This window comes from Clostridium sp. B9 (assembly GCF_050509515.1).
In the GTDB taxonomy this organism is placed as follows: domain Bacteria; phylum Bacillota; class Clostridia; order Clostridiales; family Clostridiaceae; genus Sarcina.
The window spans coordinates 1,122,696-1,148,701 of record NZ_JBNWKA010000003.1; the positions used below are offsets into that span (position 1 = coordinate 1,122,696).

Consider the following 26,006-nt stretch of genomic DNA (forward strand, 5'->3'; position numbering starts at 1 on the left):
TAAAAAATATTTTAGGGATAGATAAACAATAATATTAATTGTTTGTTAATTAACAAATTAGTGGAGGAATTTTAAGTGAAAAAATATACGGAATACATTATAGGGTTTGTATTACTTGCTGCGATTTTAATTTTAGGGAAATTAAATTTAGGTAGTTCAATGCTATACTTTAGATTATTAATGGGATTAGGTTTAGGATATGCTCTTACAAGATCATTCTTTGGTTTTGCTGGTGGAGTAAATAGAAGTTATAGAGCAGGATCTACAAAATTAATGAGAATGCTAATGATATTATTTGTTGGGACTGCAATAGTAAGTGTTTGTTTCTTTATAGGACAAGATCCAACAACATATGATTTATGGGTTAATCCAATAAACTTAGGGCTTATATTAGGTGGAATATTATTCGGATTTGGAATGGCATTTTCTAGTTGTTGTGCATCAGGAGTTCTTACAGATATGGTAACAGGATTACCTCGTGCATTTATAACTTTAATATTCTTTGGAATGGGAGTATATGTAGGATTTCCAGTTCAAGGATCTGCAAGTTGGGTAAAGGACTCAATGATATCAACTGAAACATTTAAAAATGGAGTATTTTTACCAGACTTATTTAAATGGGATGGATTAGAAGGATACTTAGGAGCAATTATAGTAACTATTATTTTAGCTTGTTTAACAATTTGGGTAGCTAAATTATACGAAGAAAAAAGAAAAGCAAACAACACATACTGTGGTGTTGATACTGAAATAATGCAAGAAGAAAAGCATGAAGAAAAAGGTGAGTTTAAATTATTTAGTAAAGCTACATATGATAAGCTATTTGTAAGACCTTGGACTTTAGCTACTGGAGCTATAGTAATTGGTGGTATATTCATATTATTAATGGGTGTAACTAAAGCTGGATGGGGAGCATCAACTCCTTATGGATTCTGGTTTGGTAGAGCGCTTGTAGCATGTGGAATATCACCTGAGAATGTAGCAGCTTTCGCTGGTAAGCCAGTAGAAATGTTTACTGCACCATTCTTCTCAAATGGAATGAACGTACAAAATACTGGTATAATCTTAGGAACACTTGTAGCATTACTTTTAGCTGGAAGCTTTAAGGCTACTTTCAAAGCTGGATTACAAATAAGCTTTAAAGAAGCTTTAATCTACGTAGTTGGTGGATTCTTAATGGGATTCGGAACAAGATTATCAAATGGATGTAACGTTGGAGCTCTTTATACACCAATAGCTAACTTCTCATTATCAGGATGGATATTCTTAGTATTCTTAGTTGTAGGTGGAGTATTAGGAAACATAGTTTATAAAAAAATTATGGTTAAAAAATGCTGTGAAGTAGAAGTTAATAACAAATAAGAGTTAATAATTAAGTAGAAATATAAAATAGTTTGAAAAAAAGCTATAATTAGTTGATTAAAATAAAACTGATTATAGCTTTTGTTTTGAACTATGCTTTAAACGAGTATTGATAATAATAAATTGTTTTGTGTAAAGTTTTAATTTTAGATAGCCCTTCAGACTTACTTAATTTTAAGTAAAAATCAAAATTTTCAATTTTGTACTTTGAACTTATACCTTAGAATGGATATGAGAAGGTGCTTCCTATTCAAATTCATCTATTTCAAAATAATAGCTAAAGCTCAGAGCTCCCGTTGGTCAAACAACTTCGCTTCTTAACGCTATTATTTTTCAATAGATAATGAAACTCTAACTGCTCATTAAGATAGTCTTACGGTTCTATCTAAAATTAAAACTATTCAAAAAGAAAATTATAATAAGTCAATATTGTTTTAAGGCATAGTTAAAAGCGTGCCTTTAGTTATTTAAAGATAGATATAATTACAATTATTTAAATATAGACAGAGTTTATACTGGAGGGAAATATGAAGGAAGTTAAATTAAATAGGATAGATATATTTTCTATAGTTTTAGGGGCAATAATAGGATGGGGTTCATTTATGCTTCCTGGGACTAAGTTTTTAAAGGAATCAGGGGTAATAAATACTTTCTTAGGCCTTTTTTTAGGAGTAATTTGTATCATAATAATTGAAAAAAACTATTTGGTAATGATGCAAAGTCATGATGAAGAGGGAGGAGAATTCTCTTATACATATAATAATCTAGGCAAAAAGCATGGATTTATAGTAGGTTGGTTTTTAACACTGGCTTATTTTACAATGATTCCATTAAATGCAACAGCATTTCCCCTTGTAATTAAAAAATTATTTGGAGGGATATTAGAGTTTGGATACTTATATAATATAGCTGGATACAATATCTACTTAGGAGAGATATTGATGTCTAGTATAATAATACTTGCCTTTGCCTATTTAAACCTAAAAGGAATAAAGAAAACTAGTAAGGTTCAAAATGTAATAATTTTTAGTTTAATAACTATGGTTATACTTGTACTTTTAGGAATGATAATCAAGGGGAATAAAATACAATTTGTAGATACATATATTGAAGATTATTCATTTAATCTTAGTGAAATAATAAAAGTTTTTGCTATAACACCTTTTGCATTTATAGGATTTGATGCTATTCCTCAGCTTAGTAAGGAACTGAATTTTTCTAAGAAAAAAGCATCAAGAGTTGCAGTAATATCTTTAGTTATGGGAGCCTTAATATATAATGTATTGAATATTATAACTGCGTTAGCTTATTCACCAGAACAAGCACTAGCTTTAGATTGGGCTGCAGGGAGTGCAGTGTTAAGTACATTAGGAAAAGGAGCCTTTCTTCTACTAATAATAGCTTTAACAGCTGCTGTTTGGAGTGGAATAAATGGTTTTATGATTTGTAGTTCAAAATTGTTAGGAGCTATTGCTAACTATAAAATGCTTCCTTCAAAAATGGGAAAGGTAAATAAGAATGGTGTTTTTGGAAATGCTATAATTTTTATAAGTATTGTAAGTTTAATAGCGCCTTGGTTTGGAAGACAGGCAATAATTTGGATTGTTGATATGTCATCTTTAGGGGCATCAGTAGCTTACTTCTATGTTTCTCTAATAGGAGTAAAAAAAGCAGAAAGTCATAGAGAGAGAATAATAGCTATTGTAGGTATTATTATAAGTATAGTATTTATAGGGTTATTAATTTTACCTATCTCACCAGCTTCGTTAAGTAAGGAGTCTTTAATAGCCTTAGCTATATGGTGTATAGTTGGAGGTTTTGCATATTACAAGATCAGAAATAACAAAGCAATAAATTAATAAATAGTCTATGGTTAATATTTAGCCATAGACTATTTAAGTTATTAACATCTTTTAAAAGGTGTTTAAGCTTTTCCGTTGATGTGATTATAATGATGTAGTATAATTAATTGCAAAAAAAGTATGTTTGGAGTTAATATTATGTCATTAGAAAATAATTTTGAAAAAGAGCTTATTAAGAAGTGTGAAATAGCTGAAAAAGAGTGTGGATGCACTCAAAAAAGACTTTTACTAAATATTGAAAAGTTTGGTGGGGTAAGAACAGTTCAAGAGATTTTACGTAAGGGTAGAGTTTCAGATGGATTTGATAAATTACAAAAGGCAAATCGTCTTGATCTTACAATGGAAGCTGTTGTTATTAATAGTAAATATAATGAGCTTTTCACAGATGAAGAAGTAAATGCTTGTCATGAATTACTTTGTGAATATGGATATTATAAATAAAAATTAGGAGCTTAATCTAGAGAGGGTTAAGCTCTTAATTTTTATTTATTATAATTTAGTTATTATTGTAGACAAAGTATAATTAATTAAAGGTAAAAATAGTTTTGATTTGATTATATCAATGTTTTAATAAAGAAAGCATTGTTTTGAAGGAGTGGTTGAAACGTTTACTTAAAGGTGGTATAATTTTACTGTTAGATTATATTTTAATCATTAAGTATTTAAAATATTGGTCTATTATTAAAGGGAAGAGGTGCTGAAATGAGCAAGTAATCTATTTTTGAAGAACATAATAAAAAATTCGTATGTTTCATACGTTTTATTGTGTTGCCAAATTTAGATTATATCATGGATGCATTTAGATAAAATAATATCTATGCTTTATTTGTGTACATGTAAAATCATTTGGCAACAGATGGTTTTTTATTTTTGTATAAATTTATATAGGGATAAAAAATTCTTAAATTATTATATAAGAATGAGAAGAGGTAGAGATTATGAGAAATTATGAGAACTTAAAAAATCAGATAGATAAAACAAAGAATTTTTCAGGCGTTGTAAGTTTAAGAAAAGGGGAAAATCTTTTATTTAGTGAGGTAAGAGGATATGCTGATTTACCTAATGAAAGAAAAAATAACTTAGAGACAATGTTTGGAATCGCATCAGGGGCTAAAGGGTTTACAGCAATAGCTATTTGTAAGCTAGTGCAAGATGGTAAATTAAATTTTAATTCCTTAGTTAAGGATTATGTGGACTTACCTAATTACGATGAATCCATAACAATAGAACATTTGCTAACTCATACTTCAGGAATGTCAGATTATTTTGATGAAGATAAATTAGATGATTTTTCAGAAATTTGGGAAAAGACTCCTATGTATACATTAAGAGAACCAAAGGATTTTCTACCAATTTTAAGAGAAGGATATATGAAATCAAAGCCAGGAGAAAAATTTTCATATAATAACTCTGGGTTTTTGATTTTATCATTAATTGTAGAAAAAGTAAGTAGTCAATCTTTTACTGAGTATGTTAAAGAGAATATCTTAGATGTCTTAGATATGAAAAATACAGGATACTATCCTATGGATATGCTTCCAGCTAATTGTGCTTATGGATATGAAGAAGTAGAAGAAAATAAGTTCAAAAGTAATATATATTCAGTGCCAATAGTTGGTGGAGGTGATGGAGGTATATTTACAACAGAAGAAGATTTAAGTAAATTTTGGAATGGATTATTAGAGTATAAGCTTTTAAATAAAGAGATAACAGACAAGATTTTAGCTCTTAAGGTTTATGTAAACAATGATGTTTATTATGGATACGGAATATGGATTATTAAAAGAGGTGATGAAGTTTATAAGTATTATTTATTAGGGGGAGATCCAGGAGTAACATTTATCTCTTCTATATATCCAAAGGAAGGTGTAGTACTTAGTCTATTAGGTAATAGAGACTTTAGAGATTATGAAATTTCTAAGGCTTTTGAAGATAATATTAATTTAGTTTAATTTATTAGCCGTTTTTTTAACATAATGTGATTTATCAATAATTTTTATCAAAAGAAAAAACATCAGATTAAACTGATGTTTTTTCTTTCTTAGAATTTATATAGTTTTTAATATTTTAAGTTCTTTTAATATTGAATTATATTCTTCTTCTAGAGTAGACTTTTGTTCAGCAGGTATTCCAGTTGATAATAAAGAAATTACTGTTGAAAGTCTATTTTCTAATAAAAGGATGTTGTCCTTTTGTTCTCTTTCTTTTAAATCTAGCTTTGGATTATTTTTAAAATCTATATATTCATCATAACTTCCAGAAAACTCATAGATTTTTCTAGATTTTATTGTTTAATGAAAACCACTCGCTATGCGAGTGTGTTCAGATGAGCTTTAGCGATGTAATAAAAAACCTCCTTTTGTTAAAATGAAAATAGGTTCGCAGCCAATTTTCGTAACAAAGGGAGGTTTTTAAATGGATACAAACAGTTTAGCACATACAAAATGGAATTGTAAATATCATATAGTATTTGCACCAAAATACAGAAGGAAAGAAATATATGGAGAGAAAAAACAAGAGATAGGTAAGATATTAAGACAGCTTTGTGAATGGAAAGGAGTTAAGATAGTCGAAGCGCACGCTTGCGTAGACCATATACATATGCTTGTTGAAATACCACCAAAAATGAGTGTTTCAAGTTTCGTTGGATTTTTAAAAGGTAAGAGTAGTCTTATGATTTTTGAGAAGTTTTCAAATTTAAAATATAAATATGGAAATAGACATTTCTGGTGCAGAGGATTTTACGTTGATACTGTCGGAAAAAATAAGAAGGCAATTGAAGAATATATAAGAAATCAAGAACAAGAAGATATGATAGCTGATCAAATTAGTATAAAAGAATATATGGACCCTTTTAAGGGTAGCAAGTAAAGAAGTATGCGGCTGGCGGACCAATTTAAGCGTCTTAAGACGCAACGCAAGTAGCATGCCCTTATAGGGCTGAGGAAATACCACCAGCTAAGCTGGTGGATTTTTATTTCAATTATATAATCGCATATATTAGAAATAAATCTTCTATCATGTGATACGATAAGTAATGTCTTATTGCAGTTAATCAAGGCTGTTTCCAAAGATTCCATTGATTTAATATCAAGATAATTTGTTGGTTCATCTAAGATAAGAAGGTTATTATCTGATAATAAAATTTTACAAAGTGCTATTTTTACCTTTTCACCACCACTTAACAGTGAAACCTTTTTAAAAACAGTATCACCTTTAAATCCAAAACCATCTAGATTTATCATTATGAAGCTCTCATCATAAGAACAATCTTTTAAGATATTTTCTAATATAGTTTTATTGGAATCTAAGATTTTTTGTGATTGGTCAAAATAGCCTATAACCACATTATCAAGAACTTTAATGCCTTCTTTTTTTGAAATTATATTTCTAAGAAGAGTAGTTTTACCAGCACCATTAATTCCAACTAAACCAATTCTATCTCTATCAAATATTTCTAGTTTATCTCTATCTAAAATTAATCTATCTCCATAATATTTTTTTACTTTATTTAATCTTGCTAAAGACATAAAAAAATCCCTCCTATAAATTACAGGAGAGTATATATAGCCACAAAAAGGACAGAAATATACACTTAATCTCACTATAATCTACTCTCCATAAAATTAAACACAACAAAAAAAACTAAAATTGCTTATTTTTAAAGCTAAAAATAAATACTTTTTGTTGTAATTAAATCTGAAAAATAGATTATATATCCATTAGTGAAACTACCTCTTACCTTTCTTAAATTTTTATAATTATATTTTTATTATATTAACTTATAGTAAATTTTATCTAGAAATTTTAGCTTTTATTAACCAAAAAATATAACTTAAACTTAAATAAGCATTTTATTAATAATATAAGTTGATTTACTTAAGAATTTTAAGGATAATTGTATTTAAAATTTTTAACTTTACATGAAAATAATGTATAAAAAGTTAAATTGATATATATAATGTGAAATGATTGATAATAAAATAAAAAGCATTTGATGAATACGTTTTCTAAAAGGGATATAATCAAAATATAACACGAATTAAATAATGTAAGGGGATGAGAAAATGATATCATTTTTATTGTCATTGGTATTATTAGTAGTAGGTTATTTTACTTATGGAAAATTTGTGGACAAGACTTTTGGCACAAGTGATTCTATTGAAACACCAGCAGAAACTATGGCTGATGGTGTTGATTATGTTCCTATGAGTTGGCCAAGAATTTTCTTGATTCAATTTCTTAATATTGCTGGACTTGGACCAATATTTGGTGCAATAGCAGGAGCTTTGTGGGGACCAGTAGCATTTTTATGGATTGTTTTTGGATGTATTTTTGCAGGAGCTGTTCATGACTATTTTACTGGAGTTTTATCAATTAGAAATAATGGAGTATCTGTAGCAGAACTTGTAGGAAAGTATCTTGGAGAAATACCAAGAAAAATAATGGTAGTATTTTCAATAGTATTATTAATTTTAGTTGGAGTAGTATTTTTAACTGGGCCAGCGGACTTATTAAAAACTCTAACAGGAATAGATAGAGATATATTTATAGTTATCATAGTTGTTTATTACATAGCTGCTACTGTATTACCAGTAGATAAGGTTATAGGAAAAATTTATCCTATTTTTGGACTTTGTCTTTTAATAATGGCTATTGGAATTGGTGGAGGTCTTGTAATTCAAGGATATAATATTCCAGAGATTCAATTATCAAATTTTCATCCAGATGGATCACCAATATTCCCATTCTTATTTATCACAATTGCTTGTGGTGCTATTTCTGGCTTCCATGCAACTCAGTCACCAATTATGGCTAGATGCGTAAAGAAAGAATCAGAAGCAAGAAAAGTATTCTATGGAGCAATGATTGCAGAAGGTGTTATAGCTTTAGTATGGGCAGCCGCTGCTATGTGCTTCTTTGGTGATACAGTTGGTCTACAAGAAGCATTAAAAAATGGAGGACCATCAACAGTAGTAAATATTATTTCAAATACAATAATGGGAAAAGTAGGAGCAGTTTTAGCTATATTAGGAGTAGTAGCTTGCCCTATATCATCAGGGGATACAGCATTTAGAAGTGCAAGACTTACAATTGCGGATGCTTTCAAACTTAAACAAGACAAAATTATAGATAGATTTAAAATAGCAATTCCATTATTTGTAATTGGTATAGCATTAACATTTATTGATTTCGGTATAATATGGAGATATTTCTCTTGGTCAAACCAAACATTAGCAATGATAATGCTTTGGGCTGCATCAGCTTATATGGTACAAGCAAAGAATAATTACTGGATTACATTAATACCAGCAGTATTCATGTCAGCAGTAACCTCAGCATATATTCTTCAAGCACCAGAAGGATTTAGATTAAATGCAACTTTCTCAAATATAGCAGGAGCAATATTTGCTTTAGTCTTATTTATTATCTTTATGAGATATTGTAAAAAAGGCAATGAAGAAGTTGAAGTAGTTGAAGAAATAGACATTATTGAAAAATAGAATATAGTTTGTAGTGTATCAAGTCTTAATTATAAACAAAGAAGAAATAGCAAATATGAAATTAAATGAAAATAGAATGATATTCATAGTATTATTATAAAAAGAAATCCTTAAATTAGGATTTCTTTTTTTTATATAAAGTTATGCATCCACCGATACCAACAATTAATACTCCAATAAAAATGAATATATAACCAATAGGAATTAAGAAGAAATATGGTTCATAAAGCAATCCACTAGTTAATACTGTAGATGGAGATAATGATGCTCCTAGGAAGCAAAATACTCCTAAAATAAATGGTAAAGCATATAATAATTTTTTCATCTGTAAAATCTCCTTTCAATTTACAATTATATATTACAATTGTTATGTGGTATAGTCAATAATAATTTATTGTTTTTCAATAAAAATATATTTAAATACTGTATTGTGAAGGGGGAGGAAAATAAATAATCTAAAGGATACTAAGAGAAAACATAGTATTTTGAATAGAAACAAAGAATGGAATTATTAAGTTGAAAAATTTAAAAGTATTAATAAAAGAAAGCACCAATCAAAGGATGAATGGTGCTCATTTATTTGGTTTATTAAATTTCATATAAATATCAAGTGAGTTAGTCTATATTAACTTTATTTATACTGTTTATTATTAAAACTAGTTCTTCTGGTGATTCTGGTAAATCATTCTCTAGCCAAGTTTCAATAATTGAAAGACATCCTCCTACAGAGTATCTCATGTAGTAATTTGCAAGGGTATCATCGATTAGGTTTGAATTGTCAAAGATTTTCCTAATATCTATTTGACTTGCAATGACTAAAATACGGCTTAGTATGCTTCCATCCCTTTGATTGCAAAACAGTACTTTGCATAAGTCCTTGTTTTCTTTAATCAATTTAAGAACATTAAGAAGTAGAACACTGTTATATTCTTTAATAGGAACTTCTTGTATATATTTCAGTATTTGATCAAATAATTCATCTTCCATAGACTGAAGTAAATCAAAAGCATCTTTGTAATGGCTATAAAAGGTACCCCTATTAATATCAGCTTTTTTACATATATCAGTAACGGTAACTTCATGAATTTCTTTAGTTTGAAGTAGCTCTATTAAACTTTCTTTAATAACTTTTTTAGTATATAAAACTCTACGGTTTCCTTTAACTCCTGCCATATAAATTCTCCTTTAAACTTTTGATATGTTTTAAGTAGGTTTTGATTTTTAGATAGCTCTTAAGACATACTTGATTTCGATTTAAAAATCAAAACTAGGCTAAAACATATTAGTATTTTAAAACTTAATTACTTTTATTCAGAATAAACTCTGAAATAGAGTTTTAGATAATTTAATGTTAAATGTTATTAACTGTACATTTTTATTTTATATGTTCATTTAATAACGTTATGGATTTATGTGATTATTGTTTAAGCATGATTAGTAATTTATACTTTGATTATAGTATTAAATATACAAAGTGTCTATTTAATAACTAGACGTTAAAAATAAAATAAGAGCCAATACTTAAAGATAAGATTAGTAATTTAGATAATGAGAATGGGAGGAAATAGTTATGGCTTATATTGATGTAAAAGATATATTTAAGAGATATAAAGTTGGAGATAATGAAGTGGTTGCTAATAATGGAGTTAGCTTTTCTATAGAAAAGGGCGAGTTTGTTATTATCTTAGGACCTAGTGGAGCAGGTAAATCAACTACTCTTAATATTTTAGGTGGAATGGATAATTGTGACGAAGGCAATATAGTAATTGATGGGACAGATATTGCTAAATTTAATAATAAACAATTAACTAAGTATAGAAGGTTTGATGTTGGTTTTGTATTTCAGTTTTATAACTTAGTACAAAATTTAACTGCAAAAGAGAATGTTGAACTTGCTACACAGATATCTAGTGATGCATTAGAGGTTGATAAAACTTTAGAGTTAGTTGGACTTAGTCATAGAAAAGATAATTTTCCTTCTCAATTATCAGGGGGAGAACAACAGAGAGTTTCTATTGCCAGAGCTTTAGCTAAAAATCCAAAGTTATTACTTTGTGATGAACCAACAGGAGCTTTAGATTATAAAACAGGGAAGCAAATACTTAAGATTTTACAGGATGCTTGTAGGAAACTTGGAAAAACAGTTGTCATAATAACTCACAATTCAGCTCTTGCACCTATGGCTGATAAGGTTATTAAGATTAACGATGCTAAAGTAAGAAGTATTGAGATAAATAAAGAGCCAATCTCAGTTGAAGATATTGAATGGTAGGGGTGAGAGCTTAGGAATGAAGACATATAAGAAGTCTATAACAAGAGAAATCCTTTCATCGAAGGCTAGATTTTTTTCTATAATGGTAATCATCTTTTTAGGGGTTGCATTTTATTCAGGAATAAAATCAGCTGGTCCTGATATGAATAAGACAATAAATACTTTCTATGAGAATCAAAACTTAATGGATAGTAAGATTGTTTCAACTATGGGATTAACAGATAAGGATTTAGATTTACTAAAGAATAATGATAAAATACTAGATTATTATGGAACACATACAATTGACGCTAATCTTACTAATATGAGTAAGGTGGTTAGATTTATGGAGTATGATAAGAAAAATAACTTAAATAAGTTTGTCGTATTAGAGGGTAAACTACCAGAGAAAAGTGGAGAAATTGCCTTAGATGAAAAAGCATTTAAGCTTAATAAGGATCTTAAAATTGGTGATGAGTTTGTAATTGACACTGATGAAGATACGATGAAGAATTTTAAGCAGACTAAGTTTAAGATTGTTGGAATAGTAAAAAGTCCAATGTATATTGAAAAAGAGGGAAGAGGAGCAACTCCCGTTGGAAAAGGAACTATTGATTACTTTGGAGTTTTAAATAGTGCTGATATAGACATGGGGCCTTATACTGAAATTTATGTTAGATTTAAAAATACACAGGGGCTTGATGCTTATGGAAATGAATATAAGAATTTAATGGAGGAAAATAATAAATATCTTGAAGACTTATATTTAAAGAGAGAAGTTGAAAGAGGAGATGAAATAAGAGCAGAGGTTAAAAATGAGTTTAATTCAGCTCGTGAAGAATTAAATGAAAATGAACAGTTGCTTTTAGATAAGGAAAAAGAATTAGAGAATGGGAAAAAAGAGTTAGAAGCAGGAAAGAAAAAATACCTTCAAAGTAAAGCAGAGTATGATAAGGGAATAAAAGAAGGAACTGAAAAATTCTCTTTAGGCGAAAAGAAAATAAAAGAAGGGCAAGCTGAGATTAATAAGCAAAAAGCCACTCTTGAAGAAGGACAAATTCAGTTAGACAAAGCAAAAGAGAGTATTGATAAAGGTAGGCAAGAGTTCTTAAATCAAGGGGTTAATCCAGATGAGAGTACTAGTGAATTACAAAATAAAATAGATGGTCTTAAAAAACTATCAGGAACAATGACTATGCTTTCTACTGATATAAGAAATACAGTTAATGCAATTCCAGAGAATGGGGAGATACCTTCTGAGAAAATACAGTATTGGAAAGTGATAATTTCTAACTTAGGATTAAGTGATTTAAATGGAGCAATAAGTGGATTAGAGAGTGATCCTAAGAATAAAGAATTAGCCTTAAGTATAGCAAACTCTTTAGATGAAAATGTTAAAGCTATTAATGAAAACTCTTCAAAATTAGGAGTTTTATTAGCTGGAATAACTAAGTACCAAGAAGGAAAAGCAGAATATGAGAAACAGCTAAATACATTTAATAGTGGAAAAGCTAGTCTAGAAGAAGCACAAACTAAATTAACTAATAGTAAAGCAGAATTAGCTAAGGGCAAAAAAGCCTTTGAAGAAGGTAAAGTTAAGGGAGAAAGAGAACTTAACAAGGCTAAAGCTAAACTTGATGAATCAGAAAAGAGTATAGTTGAGGGTGAAAAAGCTATAGCAGAAAATAAGAAAAAGCTTGAGGATGGAAAAAAAGAAGTTGAAGAAAAGGAAAAATCAACTTTAAATGATTTAGGTGAGAGTAAGTATATTATCTTTGATAGAACTGATAATCCAGGATATTCAGGATATAAGGATTCAATAAACAGTTTAGACAGTATAGCTTCAGTATTACCAGTATTCTTCTTCTTAGTAGCAATATTAATTTGTTTAACAACAATGACAAGAATGGTTGAAGAGAAGAGAACTGAGATAGGTACTATGAAAGCCTTAGGATATGATAACTTTAGAATATCATTAAAGTTTGTTGTGTATGCTTCCTTAGCAAGTGTATTGGGATGTATCTTTGGACTTTTAGTTGGAAGCAACATTATACCAAATATAATAAGTAATGCTTACACAAGTGTATATGCACTTCCTAAGATAGAAACATATTATTATCTAAGTTATATAATTCAATCCTTAGTAATTTCAATTTTATGCACAGTTGGAGCAGCCTTATTTGTAATAAGAGTTGAGCTTAAGAATAAGCCATCTAACCTTATGAGACCAAAGGCTCCAAAGATGGGTAAAAAGATATTATTAGAAAGAATTACTCCATTATGGAAGAGATTAAACTTCAATCAAAAAGTAACATTCAGAAATTTATTTAGATATAAGCAGCGTATGTTTATGACTATCTTTGGAATAGCAGGATGTATGGCACTTCTTGTTACTGGATTTGGACTTAAGGATTCAAATAATGGAATGGTTCAAAAGCAGTTTGATAAGGTATGGAAGTATGAAGCTATGGTTGTCTTTGGAGATAATCCAAGCACTGAAGAAGTTAATAAATATAATGAAACTTTGAAATCATTACCTGGCTATGAAGCCAATTTAAAAATGCACCAAGAATCAGTATTTTTCAGTAAGGAAGAAATGAATAAGCAAACGGTTAGTCTTTATGTTCCAGAAAATAAAGATGAATTAAATAACTTTATAGTTTTAAATGATAGAGTTTCAGGAGAAAAATATGAAGTTCCAGAAGATGGCGTTGTTATAAATGAAAAGCTAGCAAACCTTTTAGGAGTTTCTGTGGGAGATACTATAACATTTAAGGATGAAGAGGATAATTCTTATGAAGTTAAGGTGGAAAATATAGCAGAAAACTATATTATGCATTCAATGTATATGTCACCATCATACTATGAAAAAGTATTTGGAAAGAAACCAGTGTATAACACAGATCTTCTAAACTTTAATAAAGAAAAAATGAATGAAGACGAAATAATATCAAAACTTATGGAATGTAAGAATGTAATAAATGTAGCAATGACATCACAAATACAAAAAACAACAGAAGAATCAGCAGCAAACATGAACGTAGTAATGCTAGTAATAATCCTATCAGCAGGAGCCTTAGCCTTTGTAGTATTATACAACCTAAACAATATAAATGTATCAGAACGTATAAGAGAACTATCAACAATAAAGGTACTAGGATTCTTTGATGATGAAGTTACTATGTATATACTAAGAGAAAATATAATATTAACACTACTTGGAGTATTAACAGGTGGAGTACTAGGAAGGATGTTACATGCCTTTATAATAAGAACATCAGAAACAGATACAATGATGATGTATCCTAATATAGCACTAAGTAGTTATGTAATATCAGCCTTAATAACTATCTTCTTCTCAGTAGTAGTTATGATTCTTATGCATATTAAGCTAAGAAAGGTTAATATGATTGATGCGTTAAAGTCAAATGAATAATTAGAATAATGAATAGAAAAGTGTATGTATCAAAACTTAGAGACAAAAATTATACATTGATTAATGCTAAAGAAAAAAAGTAAAGGTTTATTTTTTATAAAAATTTGATATAATATAAATAAGAAAAGCTTAGTGCTGTAACACTAAGCAATCCTTAGAACAAAAGCAGATATCCAAATCCTTGATTTGTGATAGTCGCTTTCACAAAGTGCTTATTTTGTTTTAGGGCTATTGGAAGAATTTAATAAATTGAATAATTAAATTTAAGAGTTTAAAGCACTATTCTTGGTCGGATGGGTGCTTTTTCTCTTTGCCATTAAGTTCTATATGAATACCAAGAAATTTAACCTTGATAACTAATTTAGAAACAAAAAGATTATGTTTTAAAACCAATCTAATAATATAAATCGTAGTAAAACTTTTTATAATCAATGCTAGCATATCCAATACCACCCCCTAGCTATAGTGAAATTATTCACCCATAGCCCAGGAGGATAAAACGTTCAAAACCTCCGTAGCCATCCTACTACGGAATTTCTATATTCTAACTTGGATATTATACCATAATTATCTAGAATAAATATAGGGGAATTAACTGGAAGAGGTCTTAATCTTTAAATGATTAGGACTTTTTATTTTATATGGAAGTTTATTTGAAATAAGTGTTAATAAAAAGCAAAGGTTAGATAAATTGTTTGTATTATTTGTATTATTAGAAGGAAAAAGAATTTAATAAACAAATTGTATAAGAAGAGGCTGACATAAAATAAATTTAAATGGTAAATAGGAGAGTGTATGAGAAAAGTAAATTTAGAAGTAAATAGGAATATTGAACTAATGAATATAATTATTCTTACAAGCAGATGTAATGAAATTTTAAGTGGGATCTTTGGATTTAATGTAGACTTTGTAGATTATTCTAATGAGGAATACATAAGTGATATAAAAAATCATTTTGGAAAGTACTCTAATCATGATATTTATAAAAAGTTTGAAGAAATGATTAGGGAAGGATTCTTTTTTGGAAGACCTATGGTTTTTGCTTTAGCTTTAGATAATGAAAAAGATTCAAGCTTTAAGTATGAGATTAGTGAATTCAATGTAAATCTAAGTGGTGGAATTGAGAAGTTAGAAGAGTTTAAAGATTTATTTAATTCATTTAAGGAAGAAGCAAAGTTTGATGAGTTTTTTACTAAGATTGAAGAATATTATAAAAAGGATTTAGAATACTTTAATGAAATTTTAGAAAAGTATGATTTTATCAATGATCTAGAAGAATTATCAGGTGTAAAAAATACTAACTATAATTTTGTTATGAGCAATTTATCTAAGAATAACTTTGGGTTTGATTTGAACATAGGGGAAGAAAAATACATAAATATTATATTTAATCTAAATATTTGGCTAGGGGAAACACTTTTTGTAGATAGATATTATGACTTATGTAATTTGATTTTTCATGAGCTTAGCCATCCTATAATAAATCCAATAACAGAGAAAAATACAGAGTTAGTAGATATGTATAAGGGGAGATATGAAGATTTAGAAAAATATAAAACTGAGTTTAGTGGTTATGGTGATTGGGAAGAATGCATAAATGAACATATGGTACGAGCAGTATCAATACATTTATGTAAAAATTACTTTGGTGAAGAGTTTACCAATGGAAGAATTGAGCATGATTATAATTTAGGATATAGATATATTAAGCCTTTAGTTAATAAGTTAGAAGAGTATGAGAAAAATAAAAGTAAGTATAATTCAATAGATCAGTTTTATTCAGAACTTATAAAAGTATTTTTAGAATAATTAAGAATGAATCTTATCATAAATAAGCAAGAGCTTCGCTAAATTAATACTTAAAAATAGTAGCTTCTTCCCAATTTAGATAGCTACTATTTTTATGCCTAAAATTAATCAATGTAGAACTTACAAAATCTTATTTACTAATTCATTCATAGTAATACTTATATATTTATATAATTTACTGAATAGTATTTATATAAGAAAGATTTTACTACTTATTGCTTACATAAATTAAGTAGGTATGAAAACAGGTAAATAAGATTGGTAAGGAGGAATGATATATGGAAGAAAGAAGATGTCCAGTGACAGGAAGAACTAGTAAAGGTATGTCTAGTGGTGGAACAACCAATGAATACTGGTGGCCAGATCATCTTAGACTTAATGTTCTTCGTCAAAATTGTGAACTAAGTAATCCTATGTCTAAAGGTTTTAACTATGCTGAAGAGTTTAAAAAGTTAGATTATTATGGATTAAAGAGAGATTTGTATAAGCTTATGACAGACTCAAAGGATTGGTGGCCTGCTGATTATGGTCATTATGGTCCATTTTTTATTCGTATGGCTTGGCATAGTGCTGGTACTTATAGAATTGGTGATGGTAGAGGTGGTGGGGGACAAGGTCTTCAACGTTTTCCACCACTTAATAGTTGGCCAGATAATATAAATTTAGATAAAGCACGTCGTTTACTTTGGCCAATAAAAAAGAAATATGGAAATAAAATTTCATGGGCGGACCTTATAATATTAACTGGTAACTGTGCATTTGAATCTATGGGATTAAAGACAATTGGCTTTGGTGGTGGACGAGTTGATGTTTGGGAACCACAGGAAGATATTTATTGGGGAAGTGAGAAAAAATGGCTTGGAGCTGACCGTGATAGAGATGAGAAGAAGGATAAAGAACTCGAAAATCCTTTGGCTGCTACACAGATGGGATTAATTTATGTGAATCCAGAAGGACCAAATGGAAATCCTGATCCTGGGTTAGCTATTAATGATGTAAGAGAAACATTCACTCGTATGGCAATGAATGATGAAGAAACAGTTGCTCTTATAGCTGGTGGACATACTTTTGGTAAATGTCATGGAGCTGCATCACCTTCATATGTTGGACCAGAGCCAGAAGCTGCACCTATTGAACAACAAGGATTAGGATGGAAAAGTAGCTATAAAACTGGTATGGGACCAGACACAATAGGAAGTGGAATTGAAGGTGCGTGGAAATCAGAGCCTATAAAGTGGACAATGGGTTACTTAAAAACAATATTTAAATATCAGTGGGAATTAGTTAAAAGTCCGGCAGGGGCATACCAATGGTTAGCTAAGGATGTAGATGAAGAGGATATGGTAGTTGATGCTTATGATCCATTGAAAAAACATAGACCTATGATGACCACTGCAGATTTAGCACTTATTCACGATCCTATGTATAAAGCAATAGCAGAGAATTATTTAGAAAATCCAAAGAAATTTGAAGAGGATTTTGCAAAAGCTTGGTTTAAGTTAACACATAGAGATATGGGGCCAATAGATAGATATCTTGGACCAGAAGTTCCAAAAGAGAGATTTATTTGGCAAGATCCATTACCAGAAGCTAATTATAAAGTGGTTAATAAAAAGAATATTCAAGAGCTTAAGAAAAAGATTTTAGACTCAGGATTAGGAATATCAGACCTTGTTACAACAGCTTGGGAATCTGCATCAATATTTCGTAATTCAGATAAGCGTGGAGGGGCAAATGGGGCAAGAATACGCTTAAAACCACAAATAGAATGGGAGCTTAATGAGCCAGAAAGACTTAGTAAGATTTTAGGTGAATTAGAAAAAATTCAAATGAATTTTAATAAGTCACATTCAAAGGGTAAAAAAGTATCCTTAGCTGATGTTATTGTATTAGGGGGATGTGTTGGAATTGAAGAAGCTGCAAAAAGGGCAGGACACAATATCACTGTCCCATTTACTCCAGGAAGAACTGATGCAACTCAAGAGGATACAGATATAAATTCATTTGGTAGTCTTGAACCTAAGGCAGATGGATTTAGAAATTATGTAAAAGAAGAGTATGCAGAGTCATCAGATGAAATGCTAATTGACAAAGCACAATTATTGAATTTAACTATTCCAGAAATGACAGTATTAATTGGTGGTATGAGAGTATTAAACACTAATTATAAAAATTCAAAGGATGGAGTTTTTACAAATAGAGAAGGAAGTCTTACAAATGATTTCTTTGTGAATCTTCTTGATATGGATACAGTTTGGAATAAATCTCCAGAAGACAAGGAAAGATATATAGGATCTGATAGAGAAACAGGAGAGAAAAAATGGACAGCAACAAAGGTTGATCTTATATTTGGATCAAATTCACAACTTCGTGCAGTTGCTGAGGTGTATGCATCTAAGGGAAATGAGGAAAAGTTTATAGAAGATTTTGTATCTGCATGGAATAAGGTAATGAATGCAGATAGATTTGATATTAAAAAGAATGATTAAAATAATTTTATATATTCTTTTATAAATAGATTAGCTAGTTATATAGTTTAACCTTTAAAAGATGAAAACTATATAAATGGTTTTATAATAACTAATATTTAAGAGTTTAAAGCACTATTCTTGGTAGGATGAGTGCTTTTTTCTTTTACGTTTAATATTATTTAAAATAACTGTTAATAAAAACAAAGATTAAAGGGATTATTAATGGTGAACGTTTTAAAATTATGTAACCCTTAACGATAAATTTTAATATAATGTAGTGATGAGTTAATATTCATTCTTTATGGAGGTAATTATTATGACTAAGAAAAAGACTAATGAAATAGAGAAAAATATTGATGAAATAGTTTATGAATTAAATAAGTTGTATGATAATATTCTTGTAATAAATGATAGCGTTAAATTAAACAATGAAAAATCTATTAAAGATAAAGACTATGTTGCTGTAATTGCAGATTTAAATTCTTACAATGAAGATCTATCATTTGTAAAAAAGTATTTAGCTAAAAAGATTCCTGTGGTTTTATTAAATATTTCAGAGTCAAATGATTTATCAGAATTTATAGGGATAGATTTTAATGGTAAATGGGCTGTTATTAGACCATATGAAAACTTTAATGTGTTTAATATAGCTGATACAGATAACTTCACTTATAATGAATATAGTAAAAGAGATCTTCTACAAGATGATTTAGGTAATTTTCAAGGGTTACCAGTAAATAATGATTGTTCTGAGTGTAATAAATATAAAGAAAAGTTACAAGATTTAGGTCCTCAAGAAAATGCAAAGGCTATAAAGAAAATATTAGACTCTACTTTTAAAGTGCCCGTAGCTTTTCAAGAGGAAAATAAAGCTTTAAGAGAACAAGGTGCGCTACCAGCAAATCAATTTTGGATGAATTATATTCCGATTACAAGTGAATATATTATAGGAAATCAAACTGTTAAAAATGAAATTATTATGGAAGTTTCTTTATTTGCATCTTTTTATCCTAATTATAAGTATTTAAGAATAAGAAGTGTAGGGGCAGGATTCCATCCATCAGGTAGTGGTCCAATATCATGGTATAATGATTATGATAGAGGATATTTTCAATCTAATGTTAATGTTTATATGAAGCCAGATAATAACAACTTAAGAGTATTATCAAGCGAACCTAAAAATGTCAATAATCAAACACAATATACCACTGGCTCTTCATTTACAGTTGGTGTAGACATTTCTAAAAATCCTAGTTTTTCCCCATCTTATAGCATTTCTCAATCAAAAACAGCTACAATTTCAGATTTTAGTATTATAAACAATAGTAGTGGAATAATTGGCGAATGGAATTTTAACCTGAACATGCTTGAAAATAGCATATGGGATATGTTTTCAAGTTCTTTTATGAGAAAAGGTAAAGTGAGATCATTACCAGAGTTAGCACTTAGGAATCTTCAAGCTATTACTGAATGTGTTTGGTATTCAGATGGTAACTTTAAAAATTCTGTAGAAATACAACTTGGTCATCGTGCAGATCATTATCATTGTTGGGTTACTGGAAATTGGGCTAGCTATGTAAATCATTATCATCATATCTGGAAATATACAAATAAAAATATTAAAGTTGATTTTAATTCTGTAAATCTAAAATAAATAGAGAAATAATTATATCAAAATAAATTTTTAATGAGACTTACAAATATATTTAAAGGATTATTATATATTCTTTTTATAATGTTTGTAAGTTTTGTTATTAAGAATTTGTATAATTTATTTTAAATTAATTTAGTTAAAATAGTGAAATAAAGTTTGATGAAGAATTGTGATTAGGACAAGTAGGTGCTGTTAGTTTTTATAATAATATGTACTTTGACTACGGTATATAAAAGACATATAATAAACATAGTTTTTTACTATAGTGAAGAGATATTAGGTTAAAGATAAAGAAAGAGTTGCATAGATTCTAAATACATTAAAGTTAAAGGGAAAAAGTAAAGGTTTATTTTGTTTTAGGTCTATTGGAATAGTTTGATAAATAAATAATTAAATTTAAGAGTTTAAAGCACTATTCTTGGTCGGATGGGTGCTTTTTCTCTTTGCCATTAAGTTATATGTGAATACCAAGAAATTTAACTTTGATAACTAATTTTGAAACAAAAAGATTATGTTTTAAAACCAATCTAATAATATAAATCATATTAAAGAATCAAATAACAAAGAATTTTTAAATTGTATTTTAGAAAATCTATTATTAAGAGTAACTAGAAAGGGATTATTATATAAATCTAAAGCAGGAAATATATTGAAATTAATACTCTCTTAAAATAGGGTTTATAGATATATAGCAAAAATGGAACAGTGATAATATAGAATAGAGGTTATACTAGAATTACCACGTGGTAGCTAAAGGGGGAATATGCATGAGATATTCAGAAATCATATTTTCATGTATTAAATATATTGAAGAGAATATTACAGAGAGTTTAACTGTAGATGAAATAGCAAAGGAAATGGGATATTCTTCATACCATTTTTCAAGAGTATTTAAGAGAGAAATGGGGGTATCCATTAAGGAATATGTTAAAGATAGAAGACTTTTAAGGGCTGCAGAAGAAATTGTTTTGGGAGAAAAGATACTTGATGTAGCTATAAAATATGGATATGAAACAAATAATGGTTTTACTAAAGCCTTTCGTAAAAAGTATGGGTTTTCTCCAGTTGTTATTAAAGTGTTAGGGGTAAAGAAAAATTATAAAGAGAATGGAGGAGAGTATTTTATGGATAAGAATAAAGTATATGAAAAGGCAAATATGTTTTTAAAATCTACAGAGAATTATGAAACATCAGAGGAGCTATACAATGAGCTTGTTAAAACTATTGAGGAAAATAAATTGTTTGATGATTTTACAAACTTAGAGAAAGCTTATAAATTAGCTTGTTTTGCTCATGAAGGACAGAAGAGAAAATCAGGTGAAGAATATGTTACTCATTCAATTAATGTAGCTATTATATTAGCTGAAATGGAAGTAGATGAGGAAATAATAATAGCAGGACTATTACATGATATTATTGATGAAAAAACTCAAGTTACATTAAATAGGGTAGAGAAGGAGTTTTCACCATTGGTATCAAAAATTATAGAGAATACAACAAAAGCTTATGATAAATCTGTGGAAATAAGAGAAGATGACGAGTTTTATGATAGTGTAAGTCTAATTAGATTGGCAGACTGTCTTCATAATATGAGAACAATTCAATTTACTGAACCAGAAAAATGGAGAGAAAAGGCTAAATCAACAATAGATATGTTTTCGCCAATTGCAGCAAAGCTTAATAAATCAAAATTGAAGTCAGAATTAGATGATTTGGCATTAAAGTATTTAAAATAAAGCGTGATAATAAGTTTGAACTAGGAGTTATAAATTGTTTAGAATGAATTTTAGCTTTAGGCTATCATACTTTCTTAGTGCGCTGTAAAATAAAGTCATATGGATTAGTATTGTTAGGGATTTAAAATAGGAGGATATCATATGAAGGCTATAATTGTTGGGTGTCCTGGTGCAGGGAAGTCAGTATTTACAAGAAGAATAAATAAAGTTTTGAATTATCCAGTTATGCACTTAGACAAGGTTTATCATACGGTAGGTAAATCTCATATAACTAGAGAAGAATTAGTTGAAGCAGTAAATAAGTTTGCTAGTAAACATGAAAAGTGGATTATTGATGGGAACTATATATCTACTCTGGAATTTAGAGTTAAATTAGCAGATACAGTAATACTTTTAAATATTCCAAGTGAAGTATGTTTAAGAAATATTTATTATAGGGAAGAAGAATATATAAAAAATTGTAGTAATAGAGAGGATATGTCTAAAGACTTCGATGGTACTGTAACAGAAGAATTTGCTAGTTTTGTTAAAAGTTTTGAAGTAGATACTTTGCCAAGAGTAAAAGAGATAGTAGAAAAGTATAAAGAAAAAATTTTCATAGTAATAAATAATTATGATGAGATAGAAAAGGTTATTAAGGATTTGAGTTTAAGGGAATGAGTAAATAGTTATTTTCTATCAATGAATTTAAGGGATGAAAAAAATGATTGATGTTAGAAAATTAATTATAGATTATATACTTCCAGTATTATCAAAAGCTGAAAATTTTGAATTTGTTGGAGCATTTACTCCTAATAAGGAAAAAAGAATTCGTATTTGTAATGAATATAGAATAAAAGTATTTGATTCTATAAAAGATTTAGCTAAAGAGTGTGATGCAGCATTTGTACATACATCAACTGAGTCACATTATGATGTTGTTAAAGAACTTTTAGAACTTGGATTACATGTTTATGTAGATAAGCCATTAGCATCTACAGTGAAGCAAGGGGAAGAGCTTATTGAATTAAGCAAGATTAAAAACTTGAAACTAATGGTTGGTTTTAATAGAAGATTTTCACCTATGTATAAAAAGATAAAAGATGAATCAGGTGAAATTATTTCAATTAATATTTGTAAACATGCTTCAAATTCTATTAGAGATGTAGATTTCAGTGAAACTTTAATCGATGATTATATTCATCATTTTATTGATTGTGTTGAAAATGATCTAAAACCTCTTACAAGTGGGAAAGAAGCTTTGAAAGCTCAAAGACTTTTAGAAAATATAATTAATTTTTATAAAAAACAATAAAAAGCTTGCAATTATAGAAATGCTATGTTATTATAAAGAGGTAGCAAAGTTGCTAACAAAAAAGTTTCATTTAGGTAAATAGTTTCTCGTAAATTAGAGATTATTATATCAATTTAGAATCTTTAATTTTAGGAGGAATAATAATGACAGATAAGACATTAAAATGCAGAGATTGCGGACAAGAATTCATATTCACAGTAGGAGAGCAAGAGTTCTACAAAGAAAAAGGATTCGATAACGAGCCTACAAGATGTTTACCTTGTAGAAGAGCTAAAAAAGAACAAAATAGAAGATAATTTTAGATTGTTATAGGCTGTAGTTTTACTACAGCTTTTTTTGTGCATAAAAATACTTTATATGGATTTTTATATAATATTTAGTGTTTTGTAAATTTTGTTAATATTATAGAGGAATGAAATAAATTTATGTAGTTAATTTAATAATAAACAAAAGATAAAACTATTTATTCTGATAAATTTACTAGTTTGAAGTCGCATAAGTGTTAATATATAATACAAATAAATAATTAAGTTTAATTAGAATCCTTTTTATATTTTAAAATGCCTTTTAATAATATTATTGTTACTGAATTTTTTAGCTTATTAAAAATTATAAAAGACATATATAAAATACTTATTACAAACAAAGAAAGACTGTATTAAAAAAGCTATTTTGATATAGTCTAATGGAAGGAAGTTATATATGGATAACATGAAAAATGTAAAAGAACTTATGAATGATGTAAATGCTGGATGTAGTTCAATAACTTGGTCTACAGAGGATGGAAAGCACTTATGGGGAAGGAATTTTGACTTTAATCACATCGCTAATGGTAGTATGATAACTTATGTTCCAAAAGGAAAAGAATTTTATGGATGTGGTAATATACTAGAAAAAAACATAGATGAATCTACAAAATTAACTTCTAAGTATGCGGCTGTAGGAACAGGATCACTTTTGATGGAGTCTACACCAGTTTTATATGAAGGCGTTAATGAAAAAGGATTAATGGGTGGACAATTGTATTATCGTAATTATGCTCATTATGAGCCAAAGGCAAAAGCTGGTACAATAGCAGTACAACCACCTTATGTTGTTACATATTTATTAACACAATGCGCGAATGTAGAAGAAGTTGTTGATGCGTTAACAACTAAAATAACATTGGTAAATATTCCTATGTTTGGAAGTATGGGGACAGTTCATTGGTCATTTACAGATAAAACTGGTGAAACAGTAATCATAGAACCAGATAAAACAGGAGTAACAATATATCGTAATTCAATGGGAGTATTAACTAATAGCCCAAGCTACTCATGGCATGAATTGAATTTATATAATTACTTTAATATAAGAGATTTAGATTATGATAATTTAACAGTTAATGGATTTACATTAGAACAATGTGCATCAGGAAATGGTACTTTAGGACTTCCAGGAGATTGTACATCTCAATCTAGATTCGTAAGACTTGCATTCTTAAAACAATATGCAGTTAAAGGAAAAACAGAAGAAGAAGGTATTACTTATGGAATACATTTACTCAATAATGTAGCAATGCCTTTAGGTATAGTAAGAGTTTCACAACCTGGAGATTTAAAAAATGCTACAGGGGTAGTTCCATTTGATTATACAGTGTATACATCAATGATGTGTGCTGAGTCATTAAAATTCTACTGGGTAACTTATGAAAATCAAACAGTACAATGCATAGATTTAAATGATTTATTAAGCAAAAATGATTATGTACAATTTGACCTTGGAAGAGTAACTGAGTTTAAATATTTAACTAAGAAATAAATAAGTTAATATTTGAAGAGGTTTATATCAAATTATCTTGATGTAAATCTCTTTTTTGATTTAGATGATATTTATTATAAATTAAGGCTCTGTTTTAAATTAGTAAAATTTAAAACAGAGCCTAATATTAAACTTTAAGTCTAATAAAATAGTTTTTCAATTAATTTATTAGTTGAAGAAAGTTTAACTCCTTTATCTAATAAAAATTTTATTATTATTAAATTTAAAGTTCTTTCATCTTTTGAATAGTATTTTAATATATAAAATTCTGAGTTTTTAAATTGAAGAGTAAAATCATCAAGTTCTGAATTATACTTTATATCACATATATCATTTAGTGAATAGATTTTTACGTTATCTAGGTGATTGTATTTAAATCCCATGTTAAATGCAAAAAGTCTTTTATTTGTAAAGAATAAACCTTGATAATACAAAGCAGTGGACATGCCAGCAGTTCCGCTTTTGCAAGGAATATTTATTTTACTTATAAGCAATTCCTCATCAGATTCTAACATTCCTCTAACTTTACTTAACATTTCATCATATGAATTAATTCTTACTAAATATTCATTTTTTATATATTTAGCTTCAAGTCCAACTCCTTCTTTTCTATGCAATATAGTTTCTTCTAGAGTTTTCACTTCATCTTTTGAAAAATTTAAGTTCATTATTTCCTCTTTAAGATTCAACTTACTCATTTATAAGCACCTCCAATTTAAATTAACTTTATTTCAACAAAGTATTAAGGATTTATTTGAAATAAAGTATATATTTAAAATTTATAACTTTATTTGGGATAATTCAAATGGAAGAAATTTAACAATTAG

General features: G+C 28.4%; 21 protein-coding genes. 16 read left to right on the plus strand and 5 right to left on the minus strand.

Translation table 11 applies throughout. The annotated features are described in order from the left end of the window. Positions 1-75: 75 nt before the first annotated feature. From ACQZHJ_RS05090 to tnpA, 5 genes are all read left to right on the plus strand, one after another. On the plus strand, positions 76-1,362 hold the full coding sequence (locus ACQZHJ_RS05090; RefSeq protein ID WP_430484457.1) for a YeeE/YedE family protein: 1,287 nt from the start codon (positions 76-78) through the stop codon (positions 1,360-1,362). A 527-nt stretch (positions 1,363-1,889) separates the two neighbouring features. Next, positions 1,890-3,221, plus strand: a complete 1,332-nt coding sequence (locus ACQZHJ_RS05095; protein ID WP_430484458.1) for an APC family permease — start codon at positions 1,890-1,892, stop codon at positions 3,219-3,221. A gap of 141 nt (positions 3,222-3,362) precedes the next feature. Beyond that, a complete protein-coding gene (locus ACQZHJ_RS05100; protein ID WP_430484459.1) occupies positions 3,363-3,665 on the plus strand; it encodes a hypothetical protein in 303 nt (100 codons plus the stop codon). 497 nt (positions 3,666-4,162) lie between these two features. After that, positions 4,163-5,176, plus strand: a complete 1,014-nt coding sequence (locus ACQZHJ_RS05105; protein ID WP_430484460.1) for a serine hydrolase domain-containing protein — start codon at positions 4,163-4,165, stop codon at positions 5,174-5,176. 463 nt (positions 5,177-5,639) lie between these two features. Next, complete coding sequence (gene tnpA / locus ACQZHJ_RS05110) at positions 5,640-6,095, plus strand: IS200/IS605 family transposase (RefSeq protein ID WP_124044959.1); 456 nt, start codon at positions 5,640-5,642, stop codon at positions 6,093-6,095. Here the strand turns inward: tnpA and ACQZHJ_RS05115 are convergent. Then, complete coding sequence (locus tag ACQZHJ_RS05115; protein WP_430484461.1) at positions 6,047-6,754, minus strand: ATP-binding cassette domain-containing protein; 708 nt, start codon at positions 6,752-6,754, stop codon at positions 6,047-6,049. The genes tnpA and ACQZHJ_RS05115 overlap by 49 nt on opposite strands. Before the next feature lie 537 nt (positions 6,755-7,291). On the opposite strand from ACQZHJ_RS05115, the gene ACQZHJ_RS05120 reads away from it, so the two are divergent. After that, positions 7,292-8,728 carry a carbon starvation CstA family protein gene (locus ACQZHJ_RS05120; RefSeq protein ID WP_430484462.1) on the plus strand — a complete coding sequence of 479 codons (1,437 nt, stop codon included), beginning with the start codon at positions 7,292-7,294 and terminating at the stop codon, positions 8,726-8,728. Between the two features lie 115 nt (positions 8,729-8,843). Here ACQZHJ_RS05120 and ACQZHJ_RS05125 read toward each other — a convergent pair whose 3' ends face one another. Continuing rightward, positions 8,844-9,053, minus strand: a complete 210-nt coding sequence (locus ACQZHJ_RS05125) for a DUF3955 domain-containing protein (protein WP_430484463.1) — start codon at positions 9,051-9,053, stop codon at positions 8,844-8,846. A gap of 290 nt (positions 9,054-9,343) precedes the next feature. Next, entirely contained in the window at positions 9,344-9,901 is a 558-nt protein-coding gene (locus ACQZHJ_RS05130; RefSeq protein WP_430484464.1) for a TetR/AcrR family transcriptional regulator, read from the minus strand. A gap of 397 nt (positions 9,902-10,298) precedes the next feature. Here ACQZHJ_RS05130 and ACQZHJ_RS05135 point away from each other — a divergent pair, with 397 nt between their 5' ends. Together ACQZHJ_RS05135 and ACQZHJ_RS05140 are read left to right on the plus strand one after the other, a co-directional pair. Next, positions 10,299-11,000 carry an ABC transporter ATP-binding protein gene (locus tag ACQZHJ_RS05135; RefSeq protein ID WP_430484465.1) on the plus strand — a complete coding sequence of 234 codons (702 nt, stop codon included), beginning with the start codon at positions 10,299-10,301 and terminating at the stop codon, positions 10,998-11,000. Positions 11,001-11,016: 16 nt separating this feature from the next. Then, positions 11,017-14,415, plus strand: coding sequence for an FtsX-like permease family protein (locus ACQZHJ_RS05140; RefSeq protein WP_430484466.1), 3,399 nt, complete (start codon positions 11,017-11,019; stop codon positions 14,413-14,415). A gap of 279 nt (positions 14,416-14,694) precedes the next feature. Here ACQZHJ_RS05140 and ACQZHJ_RS05145 read toward each other — a convergent pair whose 3' ends face one another. Further along, on the minus strand, positions 14,695-14,856 hold the full coding sequence (locus ACQZHJ_RS05145; RefSeq protein ID WP_430486915.1) for a hypothetical protein: 162 nt from the start codon (positions 14,854-14,856) through the stop codon (positions 14,695-14,697). 354 nt (positions 14,857-15,210) lie between these two features. Here ACQZHJ_RS05145 and ACQZHJ_RS05150 point away from each other — a divergent pair, with 354 nt between their 5' ends. The 8 genes from ACQZHJ_RS05150 to ACQZHJ_RS05185 all read left to right on the plus strand — a co-directional run bounded on the left by ACQZHJ_RS05150 (position 15,211) and on the right by ACQZHJ_RS05185 (position 25,179). Further along, the gene (locus ACQZHJ_RS05150) at positions 15,211-16,224 is read left to right on the plus strand and encodes a DUF4932 domain-containing protein (RefSeq protein WP_430484467.1); all 1,014 of its coding nucleotides are present in this window, start codon (positions 15,211-15,213) and stop codon (positions 16,222-16,224) included. 278 nt (positions 16,225-16,502) lie between these two features. Continuing rightward, positions 16,503-18,713, plus strand: coding sequence for a catalase/peroxidase HPI (gene katG / locus ACQZHJ_RS05155; RefSeq protein ID WP_430484468.1), 2,211 nt, complete (start codon positions 16,503-16,505; stop codon positions 18,711-18,713). A gap of 298 nt (positions 18,714-19,011) precedes the next feature. Further along, positions 19,012-20,349 (plus strand): hypothetical protein, encoded by a 1,338-nt coding sequence (locus ACQZHJ_RS05160; RefSeq protein ID WP_430484469.1) that lies wholly within the window; start codon positions 19,012-19,014, stop codon positions 20,347-20,349. A gap of 767 nt (positions 20,350-21,116) precedes the next feature. After that, positions 21,117-22,085, plus strand: a complete 969-nt coding sequence (locus ACQZHJ_RS05165) for an HD domain-containing protein (RefSeq protein ID WP_430484470.1) — start codon at positions 21,117-21,119, stop codon at positions 22,083-22,085. A gap of 141 nt (positions 22,086-22,226) precedes the next feature. Then, positions 22,227-22,745, plus strand: a complete 519-nt coding sequence (locus ACQZHJ_RS05170; protein WP_430484471.1) for a topology modulation protein — start codon at positions 22,227-22,229, stop codon at positions 22,743-22,745. Positions 22,746-22,779: 34 nt separating this feature from the next. After that, positions 22,780-23,379 (plus strand): Gfo/Idh/MocA family protein, encoded by a 600-nt coding sequence (locus ACQZHJ_RS05175; protein WP_430484472.1) that lies wholly within the window; start codon positions 22,780-22,782, stop codon positions 23,377-23,379. A 143-nt stretch (positions 23,380-23,522) separates the two neighbouring features. Continuing rightward, positions 23,523-23,675, plus strand: a complete 153-nt coding sequence (locus tag ACQZHJ_RS05180; protein WP_430484473.1) for a zinc-ribbon domain-containing protein — start codon at positions 23,523-23,525, stop codon at positions 23,673-23,675. A 406-nt stretch (positions 23,676-24,081) separates the two neighbouring features. Then, positions 24,082-25,179, plus strand: a complete 1,098-nt coding sequence (locus tag ACQZHJ_RS05185; protein ID WP_430484474.1) for a linear amide C-N hydrolase — start codon at positions 24,082-24,084, stop codon at positions 25,177-25,179. A 140-nt stretch (positions 25,180-25,319) separates the two neighbouring features. On the opposite strand, the gene ACQZHJ_RS05190 is transcribed toward ACQZHJ_RS05185, so the two are convergent. Continuing rightward, the gene (locus ACQZHJ_RS05190; protein WP_430484475.1) at positions 25,320-25,877 is read right to left on the minus strand and encodes a hypothetical protein; all 558 of its coding nucleotides are present in this window, start codon (positions 25,875-25,877) and stop codon (positions 25,320-25,322) included. Between the last annotated feature and the right edge of the window lie 129 nt (positions 25,878-26,006).

Bases quoted from the DNA above. Each gene is read 5' to 3' on its own strand.
- ACQZHJ_RS05135 (WP_430484465.1), top strand. From the start codon at position 10,299: ATGGCTTATATTGATGTAAAAGATATATTTAAGAGATATAAAGTTGGA.
- ACQZHJ_RS05100 (WP_430484459.1), top strand. From the start codon at position 3,363: ATGTCATTAGAAAATAATTTTGAAAAAGAGCTTATTAAGAAGTGTGAA.
- ACQZHJ_RS05165 (WP_430484470.1), top strand. From the start codon at position 21,117: ATGAGATATTCAGAAATCATATTTTCATGTATTAAATATATTGAAGAG.
- ACQZHJ_RS05180 (WP_430484473.1), top strand. From the start codon at position 23,523: ATGACAGATAAGACATTAAAATGCAGAGATTGCGGACAAGAATTCATA.
- katG (WP_430484468.1), top strand. From the start codon at position 16,503: ATGGAAGAAAGAAGATGTCCAGTGACAGGAAGAACTAGTAAAGGTATG.
- ACQZHJ_RS05130 (WP_430484464.1), bottom strand. From the start codon at position 9,901: ATGGCAGGAGTTAAAGGAAACCGTAGAGTTTTATATACTAAAAAAGTT.
- ACQZHJ_RS05120 (WP_430484462.1), top strand. From the start codon at position 7,292: ATGATATCATTTTTATTGTCATTGGTATTATTAGTAGTAGGTTATTTT.
- ACQZHJ_RS05170 (WP_430484471.1), top strand. From the start codon at position 22,227: ATGAAGGCTATAATTGTTGGGTGTCCTGGTGCAGGGAAGTCAGTATTT.
- ACQZHJ_RS05175 (WP_430484472.1), top strand. From the start codon at position 22,780: ATGAAAAAAATGATTGATGTTAGAAAATTAATTATAGATTATATACTT.
- ACQZHJ_RS05160 (WP_430484469.1), top strand. From the start codon at position 19,012: ATGACTAAGAAAAAGACTAATGAAATAGAGAAAAATATTGATGAAATA.
- ACQZHJ_RS05095 (WP_430484458.1), top strand. From the start codon at position 1,890: ATGAAGGAAGTTAAATTAAATAGGATAGATATATTTTCTATAGTTTTA.
- ACQZHJ_RS05115 (WP_430484461.1), bottom strand. From the start codon at position 6,754: ATGTCTTTAGCAAGATTAAATAAAGTAAAAAAATATTATGGAGATAGA.
- ACQZHJ_RS05125 (WP_430484463.1), bottom strand. From the start codon at position 9,053: ATGAAAAAATTATTATATGCTTTACCATTTATTTTAGGAGTATTTTGC.
- ACQZHJ_RS05145 (WP_430486915.1), bottom strand. From the start codon at position 14,856: ATGCTAGCATTGATTATAAAAAGTTTTACTACGATTTATATTATTAGA.
- ACQZHJ_RS05150 (WP_430484467.1), top strand. From the start codon at position 15,211: ATGAGAAAAGTAAATTTAGAAGTAAATAGGAATATTGAACTAATGAAT.
- ACQZHJ_RS05190 (WP_430484475.1), bottom strand. From the start codon at position 25,877: ATGAGTAAGTTGAATCTTAAAGAGGAAATAATGAACTTAAATTTTTCA.
- ACQZHJ_RS05140 (WP_430484466.1), top strand. From the start codon at position 11,017: ATGAAGACATATAAGAAGTCTATAACAAGAGAAATCCTTTCATCGAAG.
- ACQZHJ_RS05105 (WP_430484460.1), top strand. From the start codon at position 4,163: ATGAGAAATTATGAGAACTTAAAAAATCAGATAGATAAAACAAAGAAT.
- ACQZHJ_RS05185 (WP_430484474.1), top strand. From the start codon at position 24,082: ATGGATAACATGAAAAATGTAAAAGAACTTATGAATGATGTAAATGCT.
- tnpA (WP_124044959.1), top strand. From the start codon at position 5,640: ATGGATACAAACAGTTTAGCACATACAAAATGGAATTGTAAATATCAT.